Annotated in this window: 13 protein-coding genes and 2 pseudogenes; 7 read left to right on the forward strand and 8 right to left on the reverse strand. The window is 74.2% G+C overall.

Annotated features, from left to right (window positions below):
* Positions 1 to 744, reverse strand: a 744-nt coding sequence (locus AOK09_RS07455; protein WP_157875821.1) for a DUF4349 domain-containing protein, incomplete at its 3' end; no start/stop codon positions are given.
* 169 nt (positions 745 to 913) lie between these two features.
* On the opposite strand from AOK09_RS07455, the gene hemG reads away from it, so the two are divergent.
* Both hemG and hemQ read left to right on the forward strand, forming a co-directional pair.
* Positions 914 to 2,407 carry a protoporphyrinogen oxidase gene (gene hemG, locus AOK09_RS07460; RefSeq protein WP_079062830.1) on the forward strand — a complete coding sequence of 498 codons (1,494 nt, stop codon included), beginning with the start codon at positions 914 to 916 and terminating at the stop codon, positions 2,405 to 2,407.
* 33 nt (positions 2,408 to 2,440) lie between these two features.
* Positions 2,441 to 3,148, forward strand: coding sequence for a hydrogen peroxide-dependent heme synthase (gene hemQ, locus AOK09_RS07465; RefSeq protein ID WP_055586326.1), 708 nt, complete (start codon positions 2,441 to 2,443; stop codon positions 3,146 to 3,148).
* Positions 3,149 to 3,175: 27 nt separating this feature from the next.
* On the opposite strand, the gene AOK09_RS07470 is transcribed toward hemQ, so the two are convergent.
* The 3 genes and pseudogenes from AOK09_RS07470 to AOK09_RS41260 form a co-directional block, all read right to left on the reverse strand.
* Positions 3,176 to 3,943 (reverse strand): TIGR04222 domain-containing membrane protein, encoded by a 768-nt coding sequence (locus AOK09_RS07470; RefSeq protein ID WP_055586327.1) that lies wholly within the window; start codon positions 3,941 to 3,943, stop codon positions 3,176 to 3,178.
* 69 nt (positions 3,944 to 4,012) lie between these two features.
* On the reverse strand, positions 4,013 to 5,107 hold the full coding sequence (locus AOK09_RS07475) for a TIGR04222 domain-containing membrane protein (RefSeq protein ID WP_055586328.1): 1,095 nt from the start codon (positions 5,105 to 5,107) through the stop codon (positions 4,013 to 4,015).
* A pseudogene (locus AOK09_RS41260) lies at positions 5,107 to 6,463 on the reverse strand (DUF692 domain-containing protein). Before AOK09_RS41260 ends, AOK09_RS07475 begins: the two are co-directional and overlap by 1 nt.
* 266 nt (positions 6,464 to 6,729) lie before the next feature.
* Here AOK09_RS41260 and AOK09_RS07490 point away from each other — a divergent pair.
* A complete protein-coding gene (locus AOK09_RS07490; RefSeq protein ID WP_055586331.1) occupies positions 6,730 to 7,644 on the forward strand; it encodes a GNAT family N-acetyltransferase in 915 nt (304 codons plus the stop codon).
* A 12-nt stretch (positions 7,645 to 7,656) separates the two neighbouring features.
* Here AOK09_RS07490 and msrB read toward each other — a convergent pair whose 3' ends face one another.
* The 4 genes from msrB to AOK09_RS07510 all read right to left on the reverse strand — a co-directional run bounded on the left by msrB (position 7,657) and on the right by AOK09_RS07510 (position 11,087).
* On the reverse strand, positions 7,657 to 8,079 hold the full coding sequence (gene msrB / locus AOK09_RS07495) for a peptide-methionine (R)-S-oxide reductase MsrB (protein ID WP_055586332.1): 423 nt from the start codon (positions 8,077 to 8,079) through the stop codon (positions 7,657 to 7,659).
* A 35-nt stretch (positions 8,080 to 8,114) separates the two neighbouring features.
* A complete protein-coding gene (gene murC / locus AOK09_RS07500) occupies positions 8,115 to 9,521 on the reverse strand; it encodes a UDP-N-acetylmuramate--L-alanine ligase (protein ID WP_055586333.1) in 1,407 nt (468 codons plus the stop codon).
* Between the two features lie 94 nt (positions 9,522 to 9,615).
* Positions 9,616 to 10,074, reverse strand: a complete 459-nt coding sequence (locus AOK09_RS07505) for a hypothetical protein (RefSeq protein ID WP_055586334.1) — start codon at positions 10,072 to 10,074, stop codon at positions 9,616 to 9,618.
* A gap of 242 nt (positions 10,075 to 10,316) precedes the next feature.
* Entirely contained in the window at positions 10,317 to 11,087 is a 771-nt protein-coding gene (locus tag AOK09_RS07510) for a pyrimidine reductase family protein (protein WP_055586335.1), read from the reverse strand.
* A 31-nt stretch (positions 11,088 to 11,118) separates the two neighbouring features.
* On the opposite strand from AOK09_RS07510, the gene zapE reads away from it, so the two are divergent.
* The 4 genes and pseudogenes from zapE to AOK09_RS07530 form a co-directional block, all read left to right on the forward strand.
* Positions 11,119 to 12,171 (forward strand): cell division protein ZapE, encoded by a 1,053-nt coding sequence (gene zapE, locus AOK09_RS07515; RefSeq protein ID WP_055586336.1) that lies wholly within the window; start codon positions 11,119 to 11,121, stop codon positions 12,169 to 12,171.
* Positions 12,172 to 12,219: 48 nt separating this feature from the next.
* Positions 12,220 to 14,319: an excinuclease ABC subunit UvrB gene (gene uvrB / locus AOK09_RS07520; RefSeq protein ID WP_055586337.1), complete on the forward strand. Its 2,100-nt coding sequence runs from the start codon at positions 12,220 to 12,222 to the stop codon at positions 14,317 to 14,319.
* A gap of 259 nt (positions 14,320 to 14,578) precedes the next feature.
* A complete protein-coding gene (locus AOK09_RS07525) occupies positions 14,579 to 15,160 on the forward strand; it encodes a TerD family protein (protein WP_055586338.1) in 582 nt (193 codons plus the stop codon).
* 26 nt (positions 15,161 to 15,186) lie between these two features.
* Positions 15,187 to 15,579: pseudogene (locus tag AOK09_RS07530) on the forward strand (TerD family protein); the annotation flags it as partial.

Consider the following 15,579-nt stretch of genomic DNA (forward strand, 5'->3'; position numbering starts at 1 on the left):
CCGGGCGGCCGCGACCGGCGGAGCCACCGTGACGAGGTCGACGGTGATGGTGGAGAGCGAGGTGCGCGAGGTCAGCTCCTCCTGCTGCCTCTCCAGCGACTCCAGATCCGCCTCGCGGCGGCTCAGCTCGCCCTCCAGCGCCACCACATCGGTGATCCGCTCCGCCCTGCCCATCAGCGTGCGGACCCGGTCCACACTGGCGCGCTGGGTCCGCAGCCGGCTGGTGACATCGACCACCTTGTCGGTGACGTCCTCCGCCTCGCGGTGCTGCTGAACCACCTTGCCCAGCTGCCCGAAGCTGCTCAGCGTCCGGTCGAAGGCCGCTGAGGGGACCTTCACCACCACCTGGGAACCGTCCGGGGGCCCGTCCGAGCCCTCCGCCGTACCGTCGCCGCCCTGCACCGTCTCGCTGCTGACATAGCCCCCGGCGGCCGCGGTGAGGGCGCGCAGCCGCTCCAGCGCCCCGGACACGTCCTTGGCCGCCAGCTTCAGCTCGGCGGTGTAGGCGATGGAGCGCCCGTCCGTCGCGTTGCCCGCCGCGCCGGCGGTGGCGCCCGGTGCGGCGCCCGGTGCCGCGGGCTGCGCCGCCACGTCGGCATTGGCCGCGCTGCCGCTCCCGGCGGCGCGTTTTCCCACCGCCGAGTCGGCGCTGCTGCCGTCCGTCCCCGCGCTGCATCCGCTGCCCAGCAGCGCCAGCGCCGCCAGCAGCGCACCCCCTGCCGCGATCGCCGCTCTACCGCCCATCCCGCTGTCCCCCTCGTACCGACGAGCCGCCGGCGCCCGGCGGACAGCGCTTGGACCGCCCGCGCCGCGCCCGGGTTCCGGCTGCCGCATCCCGAAACGGTCACGGTGCGGACGGCGACGGCCGACGGGGGCCTGAGAGCCGGATCCGGGCGTCTGCGAGAGTGGAGGCATGGACCGAACTGCAGCCGCCGACCGCCCCAGCGACACCGACCAGCGGGCGGCGGCGGGACCGCCCCGGGTGGTCGTGGTCGGCGGCGGTGTCGCCGGGCTGGCAGCCGCAGCCTTCCTCTCCGGCGTCGCGGGCGGCACCGGACCGCAGGCCCGCGTCACCGTGCTGGAGGCGTCGGAGCGGTTCGGCGGCAAGCTGCGGAGCGGCGAGGTCGGCGGTGTCGCGGTGGACCTGGGTGCGGAGTCGATGCTGGCCCGGCGGCCCGAGGCGGTGGAGCTGGCCCGCGCGGTCGGCCTGGCGGAGGAGCTGGAGCCGCCGCAGACGGCCAAGGCCGCTTTCTGGACCAGGGGAGCGCTGCGCCCGATGCCCACCGGCCATGTGATGGGCGTGCCCGGCGACCTGGCCGCGCTGGAACGGACCGGGGTGCTGTCGGCCGAGGGACTGGCCCGCGCCCGGCAGGACCTGGAGCTGCCGCCCACCGAGGTCGGCGACGACGTCTCCATCGGCGACTGGGTCGCCGCCCGGGTCGGCCGCGAGGTGGTCGACCGGCTGGTGGAGCCGCTGCTCGGCGGCGTCTACGCCGGGCACGCCGACCGGATCTCCCTGCGGGCGGCGGTACCGCAACTGCTGCCCGTGGCGCAGTCCGGAGGCTCCCTGCTGGAGGGCGTCGCAGCGCTGCAGCGCAGGGCCGCGGAGACGGCCCCGGCGGTGCCGCAGCCGGTCTTCCAGGGCATCCGCGGCGGGATCGGCAGGCTGCCGCTCGCGGTCGCGGACGCGGTCCGGGCAGCCGGCGCGGACCTGCGCCCCGGCACGGCCGTACGGTCGCTGCGGCGCACCCCCGACGGGTGGCGCCTGGTGGTCCGGGATGCGGCGGGGGAGCGCGAACTGGCCGCCGACGCGGTGGTGCTGGCGGTGCCGGCCCCCGTGGCGGCCCGGCTGCTCGCCGACGAGGCGCCGGCGGCGGCGGCCGAGCTGGGGACGGTGGAGTACGCCGGCATGGCCCTGGTGACCATGGCGTTCCGGCGCTCCGAGCTGCCCGGACGGCCGGTGGGCAGCGGGTTCCTGGTGCCGCCGGTGGACGGCCGCGCCATCAAGGCGTCCACCTTCTCCAGCAACAAGTGGGGCTGGCTCGACCGGTCGGCGCCGGAGGGTTTCCTGCTGCGCACCTCGGTGGGCCGGCAGGGCGAGACCGCCGACCTCGGGCTGCCGGACGAGGAGCTGGTGGCCCGTTCGCTGGCCGACCTCAGGGAGGCGGTGGGGCTGGGCACCGCCCCGTACGCGGCCGAGGTGACCCGCTGGGAGAGCGGGCTGCCGCAGTACCCGGTCGGGCACCAGGACCGGGTGCGGCGGATCCGGCAGGACGTCGCCCGGCACGGCTCGCTGGCGCTGTGCGGGGCGGTCTACGAGGGCGTCGGCATCCCCGCCTGCATCGCGAGCGCCCGGCAGGCCGCGGAGGCGGTGACCGCCGCACTCACCGCAGTGGGCACCCGGTGATCCGGGTGCCGTCGCAGAAGGGACAATGAGGTCATGACCGAGAGCACCCAGCCCGAGAAGAAGAAGGCCCGCGACCTCAACCAGGTCGTCCGCTACACCATGTGGTCGGTCTTCCGGCTCAAGGACGCGCTGCCGGACGACCGCTCGGAGTTCGCCACCGAGGTCGAGGAGCTCATCGCGCAGCTGCGGGAGAAGGACGTCGTGGTGCGCGGCACCTATGACGTCTCCGGGCTGCGCGCCGACGCCGACCTGATGGTCTGGTGGCACGCCGAGACCTCCGACGCGCTCCAGGACGCCTACAACCGCTTCCGCCGCACCCGGCTGGGCCGCCACCTGGAGCCGGTCTGGTCGAACATGGCGCTGCACCGGCCCGCCGAGTTCAACAAGTCGCACATCCCGGCCTTCCTCGCCGACGAGGACCCGCGCGGCTATGTCTGCGTCTACCCGTTCGTCCGCTCCTACGACTGGTACCTCATCCCCGACGAGGAGCGCCGTCAGATGCTCGCCGAGCACGGCATGATGGCGCGCGGCTACCCGGATGTACGGGCCAACACGGTGGCGTCCTTCGCCCTGGGCGACTACGAGTGGGTGCTGGCCTTCGAGGCCGACGAGCTGCACCGGATCGTGGACCTGATGCGGCATCTGCGCGGCTCGCGCGCCCGGCTGCACGTCCGCGAGGAGGTGCCGTTCTACACCGGCCGCCGCAAGCCGGTCGCGGAGCTGCTGGCCGGTCTGGTCTGACCGCGGGCCGGGGCCCCCGCCGCCGGTTCAGCGGCGCGGGGCCCTCAGCGCGGCCCGCAGCAGCGGGTCGGGTACGGCGGACGGGCCGCTGACCGCCACGGCGGTCAGCAGCTGCCGCTCGTCGCCGGGCCCGGGGATCCGTACCTCGCGCAGCACCTCGCGCCCGGCCGGGGTCGCCCACCGGGTGTACGGGCGGACGTCCACCCTGGCCATCAGCAGGGTGCCGCCGCCCAGGATCAGCGGCAGCGAGAACCAGGAGAGCATCGCCGGCAGCCGGCCCCCGCCGCCCCCGCCCAGGACCAGGCCGGCGGCCAGCAGCACCGCGGTCAGCAGCAGCGACCGGCGCACCCGGGCGACCGCGTCGACCGCCCGCTCCCGTACCGCGACCGGGGTCGCCAGGGCCGCCAGCGCCAGCCGGGCGCCGATCTCCCGTACGGCGGGGCTCTCGGCCAGGGCCCGGCGCAGATCGCCGGTGCGGCACTGGCCGTCGGGGCCCACCGCGCTGATCAGGTCGCGCTCCACCCCGTCCCGCCCCTGCGGGTCCACCACCGTCGTCCAGCCGGTGTGCGCGGGGTGCAGCCGCCGCTGGGCCGCCATCAGCACCATGGCCAGATCCACCACCCGCTCCGGCCCGCCGGCCAGGTAAGCGGTCTCGTAGAGGCCGACCCGTACGGATCCGTCGGGCGGCAGGGGGTCGTCCTCGGCGGAGAGGTCGGCGGCGGCCACGATACCGACCAGGTGCACGCACGACAGGACGGTGACCGTGCAGGCGGCCAGCAGCAACAGCAACCACATGCGGCTGTTGTAATCCGCCGGACCGCCCGGTGAACGGCGATCCGGCGCGTGATACCGAACTGTGACCCGTCAGGTGCTGCCGCCGCAGGACGACGAGGAGCCGCAGGACGAGGAGGAACCGCAGCTCGACGAGGAGCCGCAGGACGACGAGGAGCCGCAGCCGGACGAGGACGACCCGCAGCCCGAAGCCGCGCCGCAGCCCGACGAGGCTCCACAGCCGGACGAGGAGTGCGGGGAGGAGTGCGGGGACGAGGAGTGCGGGGACGAGGAGTGCGGGGACGAGGTGGATCCGCAGGACGACGACGCCCCGCACCAGGTGGCGGGCGTCCCCGCGCCGCTCGGCCAGTCCGCCCCGGCGGCCCCGCTCCCCGCCGGCGGCACCGCGGCGAGCGCCGTGCGCAGCGCCCCGTCGGTGAGCAGCGCGGTGCCTCCCAGCGCGACCACCCCCAGCGCCACCGGGTCCGGCGCCGCGACCGCGTCGTGCGGCCGCCAGGGCCGTCCACCGCTCTGCATCAGCTGGAGCTGACGGCGTCCGGCCGGGCTGACCCTGCTGCGCCCCACCCCGGTGACCGCGAGGACCAGCACCCCGTAGCCGAACAGTCCGATGAAGGCGAAGAACGGCGGGAAGCCGGGGTCGCCGTCCCCGGAGCTGCCGAAGTGCTCGTTCATCCACCCGACGGTGGCGACCACCCCCAGCCCCAGCGTCAGCATCATGGCCAGGACCAGAAGTGTGCGGGCGGTCCGCGCCCGCCGGTGCGCCGCCGGACGGCGCATCAGTCCGCGGTCGGCCAGCCGCTCACCGATCGCCTGGACGGCCGGACTGCGCATCGCCTCCAGCCGCAGCGGGGCCAGGTCGCGCTGCCGCTGCGGTCCGGCGGCGGCGACCAGCGCGGCCTCCACCTCGTCCCAGGGCTGCGGGTCGGTCACGGTGACCAGTCCCGCACGGGAGACGGTCACCCGGCCCTGCTGGTGCATCCGTACCAGGGCGACGTCCACAGCCCGGCGCGGTCCGCCGGCCAGGAAGGCCGTGTCCAGCAGCGGCAGACCCCGGCCGGGAAGGCCCTGCGGGTCGGGCACCCGGCGCATCCGGGTGCCGGCCCAGCCCGCGTTGAGCGAGGTCGCCAGCATCAGGGTGCAGGCGACGGTGAACTCGGTCCGCCACATCAGTGCCCCCCTCCGGGCCGCCCGCCCAGGCGGCCGACGGCTCCCAGCGGTGCGCGCAGCCGCGCCCGGATCCGCCGGCGCGGGGCCGGACCCGCCCGGTCGCCGTACCAGCGCAGCAGCGCACTGTTCTGATGCTTGGTCAGTTCCTTGTCGTGGTCCAGCACCCAGCGGACGAAGGCCAGTGCGTCGGTGCGGTAGCCGCCGGTCATCGGGGTGCCCGTCGCATAGCGGCCGAAGTCCGCCGCGAAACGCCCGCCCAGCAGCGCCGGCAGCTCGGGCGCCACCCTGGCCACCGTGTCGCGGCGCTTGGCGGCCAGCCCCGCGGCCTGGATCCGCAGCTGCTCCGGGACGAAGCCGGGCGGCGTCGGACCGCCCGCCACCAGAGCGGCGAGCAGCTCGGCCTGACGGTGCGCCAGGCGAGCCCTGGCCAGCACCGTACCCGGCTCCCCGGCGTCCGCCGCCACCAGGTACTCGTACTCCTCAGACATGGACCGCCACCTCCCTGCCGTGCAGCACGGCGCGGATCGCCCCCAACTCCGCCGCAAGCTCCGCGGGCGGCGGGAAGCCGTCGTCCCGCTCCAGCAGGACGCCCGGCGGCCGGCTGCGCGAGCACAGCTCCGCCAGCACCTCCAGCACCGGCTCGGTGACCGGGTGGGCGTGGGTGTCGTGCCAGACGCCGTCGATCATCACCCCGCCGCCCACATGCACATAGGCGACGGCCTCCAGCGGCAGCGCGGCGAGCTCGGCCGCCGGGTCCAGCCCGAGGTTGACCCGGTTGGTGTGCAGATTGGCCACGTCGACCAGCAGCCGCACCCCGGTGCGCTCCACCAGCTCCGCCAGGAACTGCCCCTCGGTCAACTCGTCGTCCGGCCAGGCGAGATGAGCCGCGATGTTCTCCAGGGCCAGCGGCACCGGCAGCTCCTGCTGGGCGATCCGCACATTCTCGGCGATCACGGCGAGGGCGTCCCGGCTGCGTGGCACCGGCAGCAGATGGCCGGCTTCGAGCCGGGGCTGCCCGGTGTGGCCGCCGCCCGCCCGGACGAAGGCCAGATGCTCCGTCACCAGCGGCGCATCCAGCGCCTGCGCGGCGGCCGCCAGCGCGGCCAGCCGGCCGGGATCGGGCAGATCGGCGCCGCCGAGGCCCAGTGAGACACCGTGCGGTACGACGGTGGTGCCGCGCCCGCGCAGGAGGCGCAGCGACTCCGGCAGATGGTCCAGGCAGATGTTCTCCGCGACCACTTCGACCCAGTCGACGTCCGGCAGTTGCTCCACCACCGTGTCGATCTCCGCCCGCCAGCCGATGCCGACCCCCAGCGCGGGGAGGGCAGTGCTGCGTTCCATGGGCGCCCCCTTCATGCTGCGCACCGCGGCGGGCCCGGCGCCGATGCCCGCCCGCCGCAGTGCGGCGAAGTCCGTACCGCCCCCGCGGGGGCGGTACCGGGTCGAGACCCCCGTGCCCGGCCCGGTGCCGATGATGTATCCCGCGCGGGTGGCTGCGAACCGGTGACGGCGATTCTCAGAGCTGGATTTGAGCTTCCGCTCCCAGGGCTGGATGTGAGCCGCCGCGCCGCGCCGCGAAATCCGGGTGCGGCCGGACGGGCACCGGCGTACGGTGCCGCGGCATGACACCGACCGTCCGGCACTTCCGCCCGTCCGACGCCGAGGGGGCGGCCGCGGCCGTCCGCTCGGCCTATCCGCACCTGGTGACCACGCCCGGGACGGTGGCCTGGGAGGTGGCCGAGGCCCCCGCGGCGCAGCGCCACCGGCTCTGGGTCGCCGAGGTGGACGGCGCGGTCGCCGGGGTGGCCCACACCGGTCTCGTCCCGGACGCGGCCGAGCCCGGCCAGGGCTACTGCAACCTCGCGGTGCACGCGGACCACCGCGGCCGGGGCGCCGGCGGCGCCCTGCTGGCCACCGCCGAGGAGTATCTGCGCGCGGTGGGCGCCCGACAGGTCTACAGCTGGACGATGGACGACGGGATCTCCCCGGGCTTCGCCGAGCGGCGCGGCTACCGGCGGGGCAGCCGCTCCCGCGCCCTGCGGCTGGACCTGGCCACGCCGCCGCCCCCCGCCCCGGCGGTCCCCGAGGACGTGACCCTGTGCACCGCCGCGGACTTCGCCGACGACCCAGGCCCGCTCTACGCGGCGGACGTGGCCACCAGCCGGGACGAGCCCGGTGATGTGGCCGTCGGCACCATCTCCTACGACGACTGGATCGCCACCACCTGGCGGCACCCGGCGCTGGACCGGCACCTCAGCACGGTCGCTCTGGTGGACGGGGAGGTCGCCGCCTTCACCGCGGCCCACACCGACCGCCGCGGCCGCTACCTCTCGGGCATGACCGGCACCCTGCGGGCGCACCGCGGCCGGGGGCTGGCCCGGCTGGTCAAGGCCGACTCCCTGCACCGGGCCCGCGCGCAGGACTGTATCGAGGCGCTGACCGGCAACGACTCCGGCAACGCCCCGATGCTGGCGGTCAACGAGTGGCTCGGCTACCAGCCCTATGTCGCCGAGTGGCGCTACACCCGCACCCTGTGATCAGCCCGCTGATCAGCCCTCCTGGGGCTGCAGCCGCAGCGAGATGCTGTTGATGCAGTACCGCTGGTCGGTCGGCGTGGCGTAGCCCTCGCCCTCGAAGACATGGCCCAGATGGGAGCCGCAGCTGCCGCAGCGGACCTCCACCCGGCGCATCCCGAAGGAGGTGTCCTCGATGTACTCCACCCGGTCCTCGGCCAGCGGGGAGTAGAAGCTCGGCCAGCCGCAGTGGCTGTCGAACTTGGTCTCGGAGGTGAACAGCTCGGCGCCGCACGCACGGCACGAGTAGACGCCGACCGTCTTGGTGTCGGTGTACTCCCCGGTGTGCGGGCGCTCCGTGCCCGCCTCACGGAGCACGTGGTACTCCTGCGGCGTCAGCTGCTCCCGCCACTCCGCGTCGCTCTTGCGGACCGGGTACTCACCGGTCTTCTGTGTCACGTCGGGCTCCCTTCCGATAGGCCTGGCACCGCGGGTCAGGCACCAGCCTCAACACCGCCGAGGTGGGTCAGGATTTCCGGGCCGAGCGCGGTGACGTCACCGGCACCCATGGTGAGCACCAGGTCGCCCTCACGGGCCAGCGCGGCGACCGCCGCCGGCACCTCGGCCATGGAGTGCACCGCGGTCGCCGCCAGGCCGTGCCGGCGGGCGGCGTCGATGATGACCTCGCTGGTCACACCGGGGATCGGGTCCTCACGGGCCGGGTAGATGTCCAGCACCAGCGCGGCGTCGGCGAGGGACAGCGCCTGCCCCATCTCGGTGCCCAGCTGCTGGGTGCGGCTGAAGAGGTGCGGCTGGAAGACCACCAGCACCCGGCCGCCGCCGGCGTTCTCCCGGATCGCCTCCAGGTCGGCGGCGATCTCGGTGGGGTGGTGGGCATAGGAGTCGATCACCTGGACGCCGCGGGCGGCCCCCTTGAGCTGCAGCCTGCGCCGCACACCCGTGTACTTGCCCAGCGCCGCGGCCAGCTCCCGGGCGTCCACCCCGAGCGCGACGCCGGCGGCCAGCGCGGCGACCGCGTTGTGCGCGTAGTGGCGGCCCGGGACCGAGACGGTGAAGGCCAGCGGGGCGCCGTCCAGCTCCACCACGACCTCGCTGGACATCCCGCGGGCCGTCACCGACAGGACCCGCAGTGTGGCGTCGGGCGACTCCCCGACGGTGACCACCCGCAGCCCGGGGCGGCCGGCGACCCGGGCGGTCAGCTCCCGGGCCCCGGGGTGGTCCGCGGAGACCACCAGGGTGCCGCCCGGGGTGACGCGGTCCACGAAGGCCTCGAAGGACTCGTGGATCTCCTCGATGGAGGCGTAGTTGGCGTGGTGGTCCAGCTCCACGTTGAGCACGATCGCCACCTCGGGCGTGTATTTGTGGAAGGACCGGTCGCTCTCGTCCGCCTCGGCGACGAAGATCTCGCCGGTGCCGTGGTGGGCGTTGCTGCCGGGCTCGTCCAGGTCGCCGCCGATGGCGTACGAGGGGTCCAGGCCCAGTCCGGTGAGGGCCACCGCGAGCATGCTGGTGGTGGTGGTCTTGCCGTGGGTGCCGGCCACCGCGATCGCCCGGCGGCCCGTCATCAGCGCGGCCAGCGCGTCCGCCCGGTGGATCACCGGCAGTCCCCGCCGATGGGCCTCGGCCAGCTCCGGGTTGTCCTGGCGGATCGCACTGGAGACCACGATGCAGCTCGCCGCCGCCGGTACGTGCTCCGCGGCGTGCCCGACGGACACCCGGGCCCCGGCCGCCCGCAGCGCCGCGACGGTGGCCGACTCCCTGGCGTCGCTGCCCGACACCTCCGCGCCGCGCAGGGCCAGGATCTTCGCCAGGCCGGACATGCCCGCGCCGCCGATGCCGATGAAGTGCGGGGCGTGCAGATCGCTCGGGGCGTCGCTCACGGGGTTCTCCGAGGGTGGTGGGCGGTTCTGTCCTGCGGCAGCGGGCCGAGGGGCGGCCGCAAACGCAAGGACGATTCTGCACCACCGCGAGCGGTCAGACGTCGTGCGCGAAGAGCTTGAGCACGGGCACCCCCACCTTGTGCCGGGCCCGGGAGGCCCAGTCGCGGTGGAAGAACTCCTCCACGAAGTGCGGCGAGGTGAGCACGATGACCTCGTCGGCCTTGGTGTCCTCCACCACCGTGCGCAGGATGCCCAGCGGGTTGTCCGCCACCACGTGCCCGACCGCCTCCGAGCCGGCGGCGCGCAGCTGGGCCACGGTGTGCTCCAGGGCCTGGTCCGCGGGCGTCGCCGTACTGTCCTCCTCCCGCTCGTGGACGGCCTCCTCCAGACGGCCGAGGGCGACGTCGTCCAGGGCGCGCAGCAGCTCGTCCTGGCGGCCGCGGGGCTGCATCAGGACGACGAAGGAGACCTGCTCCTCGCCGTGGAGGTTGGTGACCAGCTCGACATCGGCGTCCGAGAGCGCCTTCTCGATCATCAGTACGGTGGTGAACACGTGAGTCCCCTCTGTTCCAGGTCCCCGGCTCCCTGCCTGCTCCCCATAGTGCCCCTCCGCGGCGCGGCGCACCCGGGAAAGCGAAGGGCCGGTCCCGGGCGCGGCGGCGCCCCGGGTGCTCCCTGCGGCGGCCCCCCGGGGTGACCGAGGCGTGACCGGGCATCCGCCGGGCGCGCCGCCGGAGGGCCCGCCGGGGCCGTTCGGCCGGGGCGGGGGCGGCGGCAGCGTCCGCGACGGGCCGTTCAGCCGGCGCGGGTGTAGCGGGCGAAGAGGAAGCCGTCCTCCTCCAGCAGGGAGCCCAGCTCCATCCGCCGGACCTCGGCCGCCAGCGGGCCGTGCATGATCCGTGGCGCTTCCCCCACGGTGACCAGCGGTGCCAGCGACAGACAGAGCTCGTCCAGCAGCCCGGCCGCTGCCAGCTGGCCCAGCAGCCGGGGGCCGCCCTCGGTGAGCAGCCTGGTCCAGCCGCGCTCGGCCAGCGCCCGGACGGCCGCCGCCATGTCCACCCGCTCCTCGCCGGCCACCACCAGATCCGTGACCGCAGCCGCGGCCCGCCGGGCCTCGGCGGGCGCGCTCCCGGCGGTGATCACCACCGTGGGCAGCAGCGGCTCGGTGAACAACGGGGCGGACAGATCGAGGTCCAGCGTGCGGGTGACCACCGCGATCGCCGGCGCGGGCGCCTGCCCGAGCGCCGCCCGCGCACCGGCGAACGCCTCCCGCGCCCGGGCCGGGCGGTAGCCCTCGCTGCGCACCGTCTCGGCGCCCACCAGCACCACGTCCGACAGCGCCCGCAGCACCCCGAAGATCCGCTTGTCCGCCGCGCCGGACAGGCCCTCGGAGTGGCCGTCCAGACGGGCCGCCCCGTCCAGCGACGCGACCATGTTGGCCCGCAGCCAGGGGCGGCCGGCGCCGGTCGTCCCGGGGTAGGCGTAGACGGCGGCCAGGCCCTCCAGGGTGTCCGGGTCCAGGGAGTCGCCGGCCCCGGCGGGGCGGGCGGGAAGAAGACGGCGCATGCCGGGCAGTCTTCCACGCGCCGTAGGCTGTATGACCGTGCCTGCTGTTCCGAACACCCGTGCCTCCGGCCTCGCCGACCGGCACCCCGTCGTGCCCGCCGACCGCCTGGTGGCCGAGATGGTCCCGCCGCCCCGGTTCGGCGGCGTGAGCTTCGCCTCCTATCTGCCCGACCCCGGGCAGCCCAGCCAGGCCGAGGCGGTGCGGGTGCTGGAGGAGTTCGCCGGCACGCTGGCCGGCGCGTCCGGCGGTGGACGCCGCCGCTGGTTCCGGCGCACCGGGCAGGCGCCGGCCGGCCCGGCCGGGGTCTACCTGGACGGTGGCTACGGCGTCGGCAAGACCCATCTGCTGGCCTCGCTCTGGCACACCGCCCCCGGCCCCAAGGCCTTCGGCACCTTCGTGGAGCTGACCAACCTGGTCGGCGCACTGGGTTTCCAGCAGGCCGTGCAGGCGCTCTCCGGACACCGGCTGCTCTGCATCGACGAGTTCGAGCTGGACGACCCGGGTGACACCGTGCTGGTCTCCACCCTGCTCGGCCGGCTGGTGGAGAACGGCGTCCGGCTGGCCGCCACCTCCAACACGCTGCCGGACAAGCTCGGCGAGGGCCGCTTCGCGGCCGCCGACTTCCTGCGGGAGATACAGGGGCTGGCCGCGCACTTCCGGCCGGTGCGGATCGACGGCGAGGACTACCGCCACCGGGGGCTCCCAGACGCGCCGCCGCCGTACTCCGACACCGTCGTGACCCGGGCCGCGGCCCGCACCCCGGACGCCTCCCTGGACGACTTCGGCGACCTGCTGGCCCATCTCGCCGCCGTCCACCCCAGCCGCTACGGCGCACTGCTCGACGGCGTCTCCGCAGTCTTCCTGCGCGGGGTGCACCCGGTGCCGGACCAGGCCACCGCGCTGCGGCTGGTGGTGCTCGCGGACCGGATGTACGACCGCGAGCTGCCGGTGGTCGCCTCCGGGACCCCGTTCGACGCCATCTTCAGCGAGGAGATGCTGCGCGGCGGCTACCGCAAGAAGTACCTGCGGGCCGTCTCACGGCTGGTCTCGCTGGCCCGGGACGGCTCCCGGGTGGCCTCTTAGGGGCGAAGCCCACCCGCATTGTCAGTGCCGGGTCGTACGGTGGGAATCGTGCGACCCATCACCGACATCAAGCGGTCCGTGGCGCCCTTCGAGGTCGTCAGCCCCTACCAGCCCAACGGCGACCAGCCGGCGGCCATCGCCGAGCTGGAGCGCCGCATCCGCGCGGGCGAGAAGGACGTGGTGCTGCTCGGCGCGACCGGAACCGGCAAGTCCGCCACCACGGCCTGGATGATCGAGCGCCTCCAGCGCCCGACGCTGGTGATGGCGCCGAACAAGACCCTCGCCGCCCAGCTGGCCAACGAGTTCCGCGAGTTGCTCCCCAACAACGCCGTCGAGTACTTCGTCTCGTACTACGACTACTACCAGCCCGAGGCCTACGTCCCGCAGACGGACACCTACATCGAGAAGGACTCCTCGATCAACGAGGAGGTCGAGCGGCTGCGGCACTCCGCGACCAACTCCCTGCTCACCCGCCGCGACGTGGTGGTGGTCGCCTCGGTCTCCTGCATCTACGGCCTGGGCACCCCGCAGGAGTACGTGGACCGCATGGTCCCGCTCAAGGTCGGCGAGGAGATCGACCGGGACGCCCTGCTCCGGCGCTTCGTGGACATCCAGTACACCCGCAACGACCTGGCCTTCACCCGGGGCACCTTCCGGGTGCGGGGCGACACCGTGGAGATCTTCCCGGTGTACGAGGAGCTGGCCGTCCGGATCGAGATGTTCGGCGACGAGATCGAGTCGCTGTACACCCTGCACCCGCTCACCGGCGAGATTGTCTCCGAGGACCAGGAGCTCTACATCTTCCCGGCCTCGCACTACGTGGCCGGTCCCGAGCGCATGGAGCGGGCGATCGGTGAGATCGAGCAGGAGCTGGAGGAGACCCTCGCCCGGATGGAGAAGCAGGGCAAGCTGCTGGAGGCCCAGCGGCTGCGGATGCGCACCACCTACGACATCGAGATGATGCGCCAGATCGGCACCTGCTCCGGCATCGAGAACTACTCCCGCTTCATCGACGGCCGCTCTCCCGGTACCGCCCCCAACACCCTGCTCGACTACTTCCCGGAGGACTTCCTCCTGGTCATCGACGAGTCGCATGTCACCGTCCCACAGATCGGCGCGATGTACGAGGGCGACGCCTCCCGCAAGCGCACCCTGGTGGAGCACGGCTTCCGGCTGCCCTCGGCGATGGACAACCGCCCGCTGAAGTGGGAGGAGTTCCTGGGCCGGATCGGCCAGACCGTCTATCTCTCCGCCACGCCGGGCCCCTATGAGCTCTCCCGCGGCGACGGCCAGGTGGAGCAGATCATCCGCCCCACCGGCCTGATCGACCCCGAGGTGATCGTCAAGCCCACCCAGGGGCAGATCGACGACCTGGTGCACGAGGTGCGCACCCGTGCGGAGAAGGACGAGCGGGTCCTGATCACCACCCTCACCAAGAAGATGGCCGAGGACCTCACCGACTACATGCTGGAGCTGGGCATCCGGGTGCGGTACCTGCACAGCGACATCGACACCCTGCGCCGGGTGGAGCTGCTGCGTGAGCTGCGGGCCGGCGAGTACGACGTCCTGGTCGGCATCAACCTGCTCCGCGAGGGCCTGGACCTGCCCGAGGTGTCCCTGGTCGCCATCCTGGACGCCGACAAGGAGGGGTTCCTGCGCTCGGGCACCTCGCTGATCCAGACCATCGGCCGCGCCGCGCGAAACGTCTCCGGCCAGGTGCACATGTACGCGGACCGGATCACCCCGGCGATGGAGAAGGCCATCGACGAGACCAACCGGCGGCGTGAGAAGCAGGTGGCGTACAACCGGGAGCACGGCATCGACCCGCAGCCGCTGCGGAAGAAGATCGGCGACATCCTGGACACCATCGCCCGTGAGGACGTGGACACCACCGAGCTGCTCTCCACCGGCTACCGCGGGGCCGGCCGGACCAAGGCGCCGGTCCCGGCGCTCGGCAGGAACGGCACGGACGGCCGCGATGCCAAGACCCTGCCCGCCGCCGAACTGGCCGAGCTCATCCAGAGTCTGACCGACCAGATGCACACCGCCGCCGCGGAGCTGCAGTTCGAGGTCGCGGCACGGCTGAGGGACGAGCTCGGCGAGCTCAAAAAGGAGCTGCGCCAGATGCGCGAAGCAGGCATGGTCTGAGCACCGCTCCGCGGCCGGCCACCCCTGCGGGGCCGGCCGCGGAGCGGTGCCGGGCCGGTGTCCCGGTCAATGTCTCAGCAGCGCCACAAAGGGACGGTCCCGGCGTGGTGACGGGCGTGGTTGGCCATAGGGTATGGGGGACACGGGGGCGGACGGGCCCCCGGGCGCGCTCCCGCACCCGCGGCGCCGCGTCGTAACTCCGCAGTGGGGGGCCTCGGCCAGGACGGCATCGGGGCTATCCGGAAGAGAGGACGGCACCGTGTCAGTGAACCTGGCGAAGGGCCAGAGCGTCAGCCTGCAGAAGTCCAGCGGTGAGTCGCTGTCGGTGGTCCGGATGGGCCTGGGGTGGAAGGCGGCCCCGAGGCGCGGCCTCTTCGGCACCCGCACCCGGGAGATCGACCTGGACGCCTCGGCGGTGCTCTACGCCGACAAGACCCCGGCCGACGTGGTCTTCTTCCAGCACCTGGTGAGCAACGACGGCTCGATCCGCCACACCGGCGACAACCTGGTCGGCGGTGTGGGCGCCGGCGGTGACGACGAGTCGATCCTGGTGGACCTGCCCCGGGTCCCGGTGCACATCACCCAGATCGTCTTCACCGTCTCCTCCTACACCGGGCAGACCTTCCAGCAGGTGGAGAACGCCCACTGCCGCCTGGTCGACGAGACCAACGGCCAGGAGCTGGCCCGCTACGAGCTCACCGGCGGCGGGGCCCACACCGGACAGATCATGGCCAAGGTGTACCGCGACGGCTCCGGCGGCTGGCAGATGGCCGCGATCGGATCCCCGGCCAAGGCCCGCACCTTCCAGGACATGCTGCCCGCCATCGCCCCGTTCCTGTAGGCGGACCGCGGGGGAGGGGGCGCGCGATGACCGCCGAGCTGGTCCGGGGACAGAACCACCCCCTGCCCCACACCCTGCTGGAGATCCAGGTCTCGGCCGGTGGGCCGCTGGCCGCAGCCCTGCTGCTGACCGACGGCGGTGGCCGCGCCCCGGCCCCGGGCCGGGTCGTCCACCACGGCGGTCCCGGGCTGCCCGGCGTGCCCGCCCCGGGGCGGCCCGCGTCCGGCCACCGGCTGCCGCTCGACCTGGCGGCGCTGCCGGGCGGTGTCGAGCGGGTGTCTCTCGCCCTGGTGCTGCCGCCCGGGGCGGGGACCTTCGGCTCCGTCCCGGCGCCGCACACCGCCGTGCTCTCCCCCGACGGCACGACGACGGCGGCCTTCACCCTCACCGGGCTCACCGCGGAGACCGCGGTGGTGGCC

This window comes from Peterkaempfera griseoplana (assembly GCF_001418575.1).
GTDB classification, from domain to species: Bacteria; Actinomycetota; Actinomycetes; order Streptomycetales; family Streptomycetaceae; genus Peterkaempfera; species Peterkaempfera griseoplana.

Bases quoted from the DNA above. Each gene is read 5' to 3' on its own strand.
- AOK09_RS07475 (WP_055586328.1), bottom strand. From the start codon at position 5,107: ATGTGGCGGACCGAGTTCACCGTCGCCTGCACCCTGATGCTGGCGACC.
- AOK09_RS07470 (WP_055586327.1), bottom strand. From the start codon at position 3,943: ATGTGGTTGCTGTTGCTGCTGGCCGCCTGCACGGTCACCGTCCTGTCG.
- hemQ (WP_055586326.1), top strand. From the start codon at position 2,441: ATGACCGAGAGCACCCAGCCCGAGAAGAAGAAGGCCCGCGACCTCAAC.
- hemG (WP_079062830.1), top strand. From the start codon at position 914: ATGGACCGAACTGCAGCCGCCGACCGCCCCAGCGACACCGACCAGCGG.
- AOK09_RS07490 (WP_055586331.1), top strand. From the start codon at position 6,730: ATGACACCGACCGTCCGGCACTTCCGCCCGTCCGACGCCGAGGGGGCG.
- zapE (WP_055586336.1), top strand. From the start codon at position 11,119: ATGACCGTGCCTGCTGTTCCGAACACCCGTGCCTCCGGCCTCGCCGAC.
- AOK09_RS07510 (WP_055586335.1), bottom strand. From the start codon at position 11,087: ATGCGCCGTCTTCTTCCCGCCCGCCCCGCCGGGGCCGGCGACTCCCTG.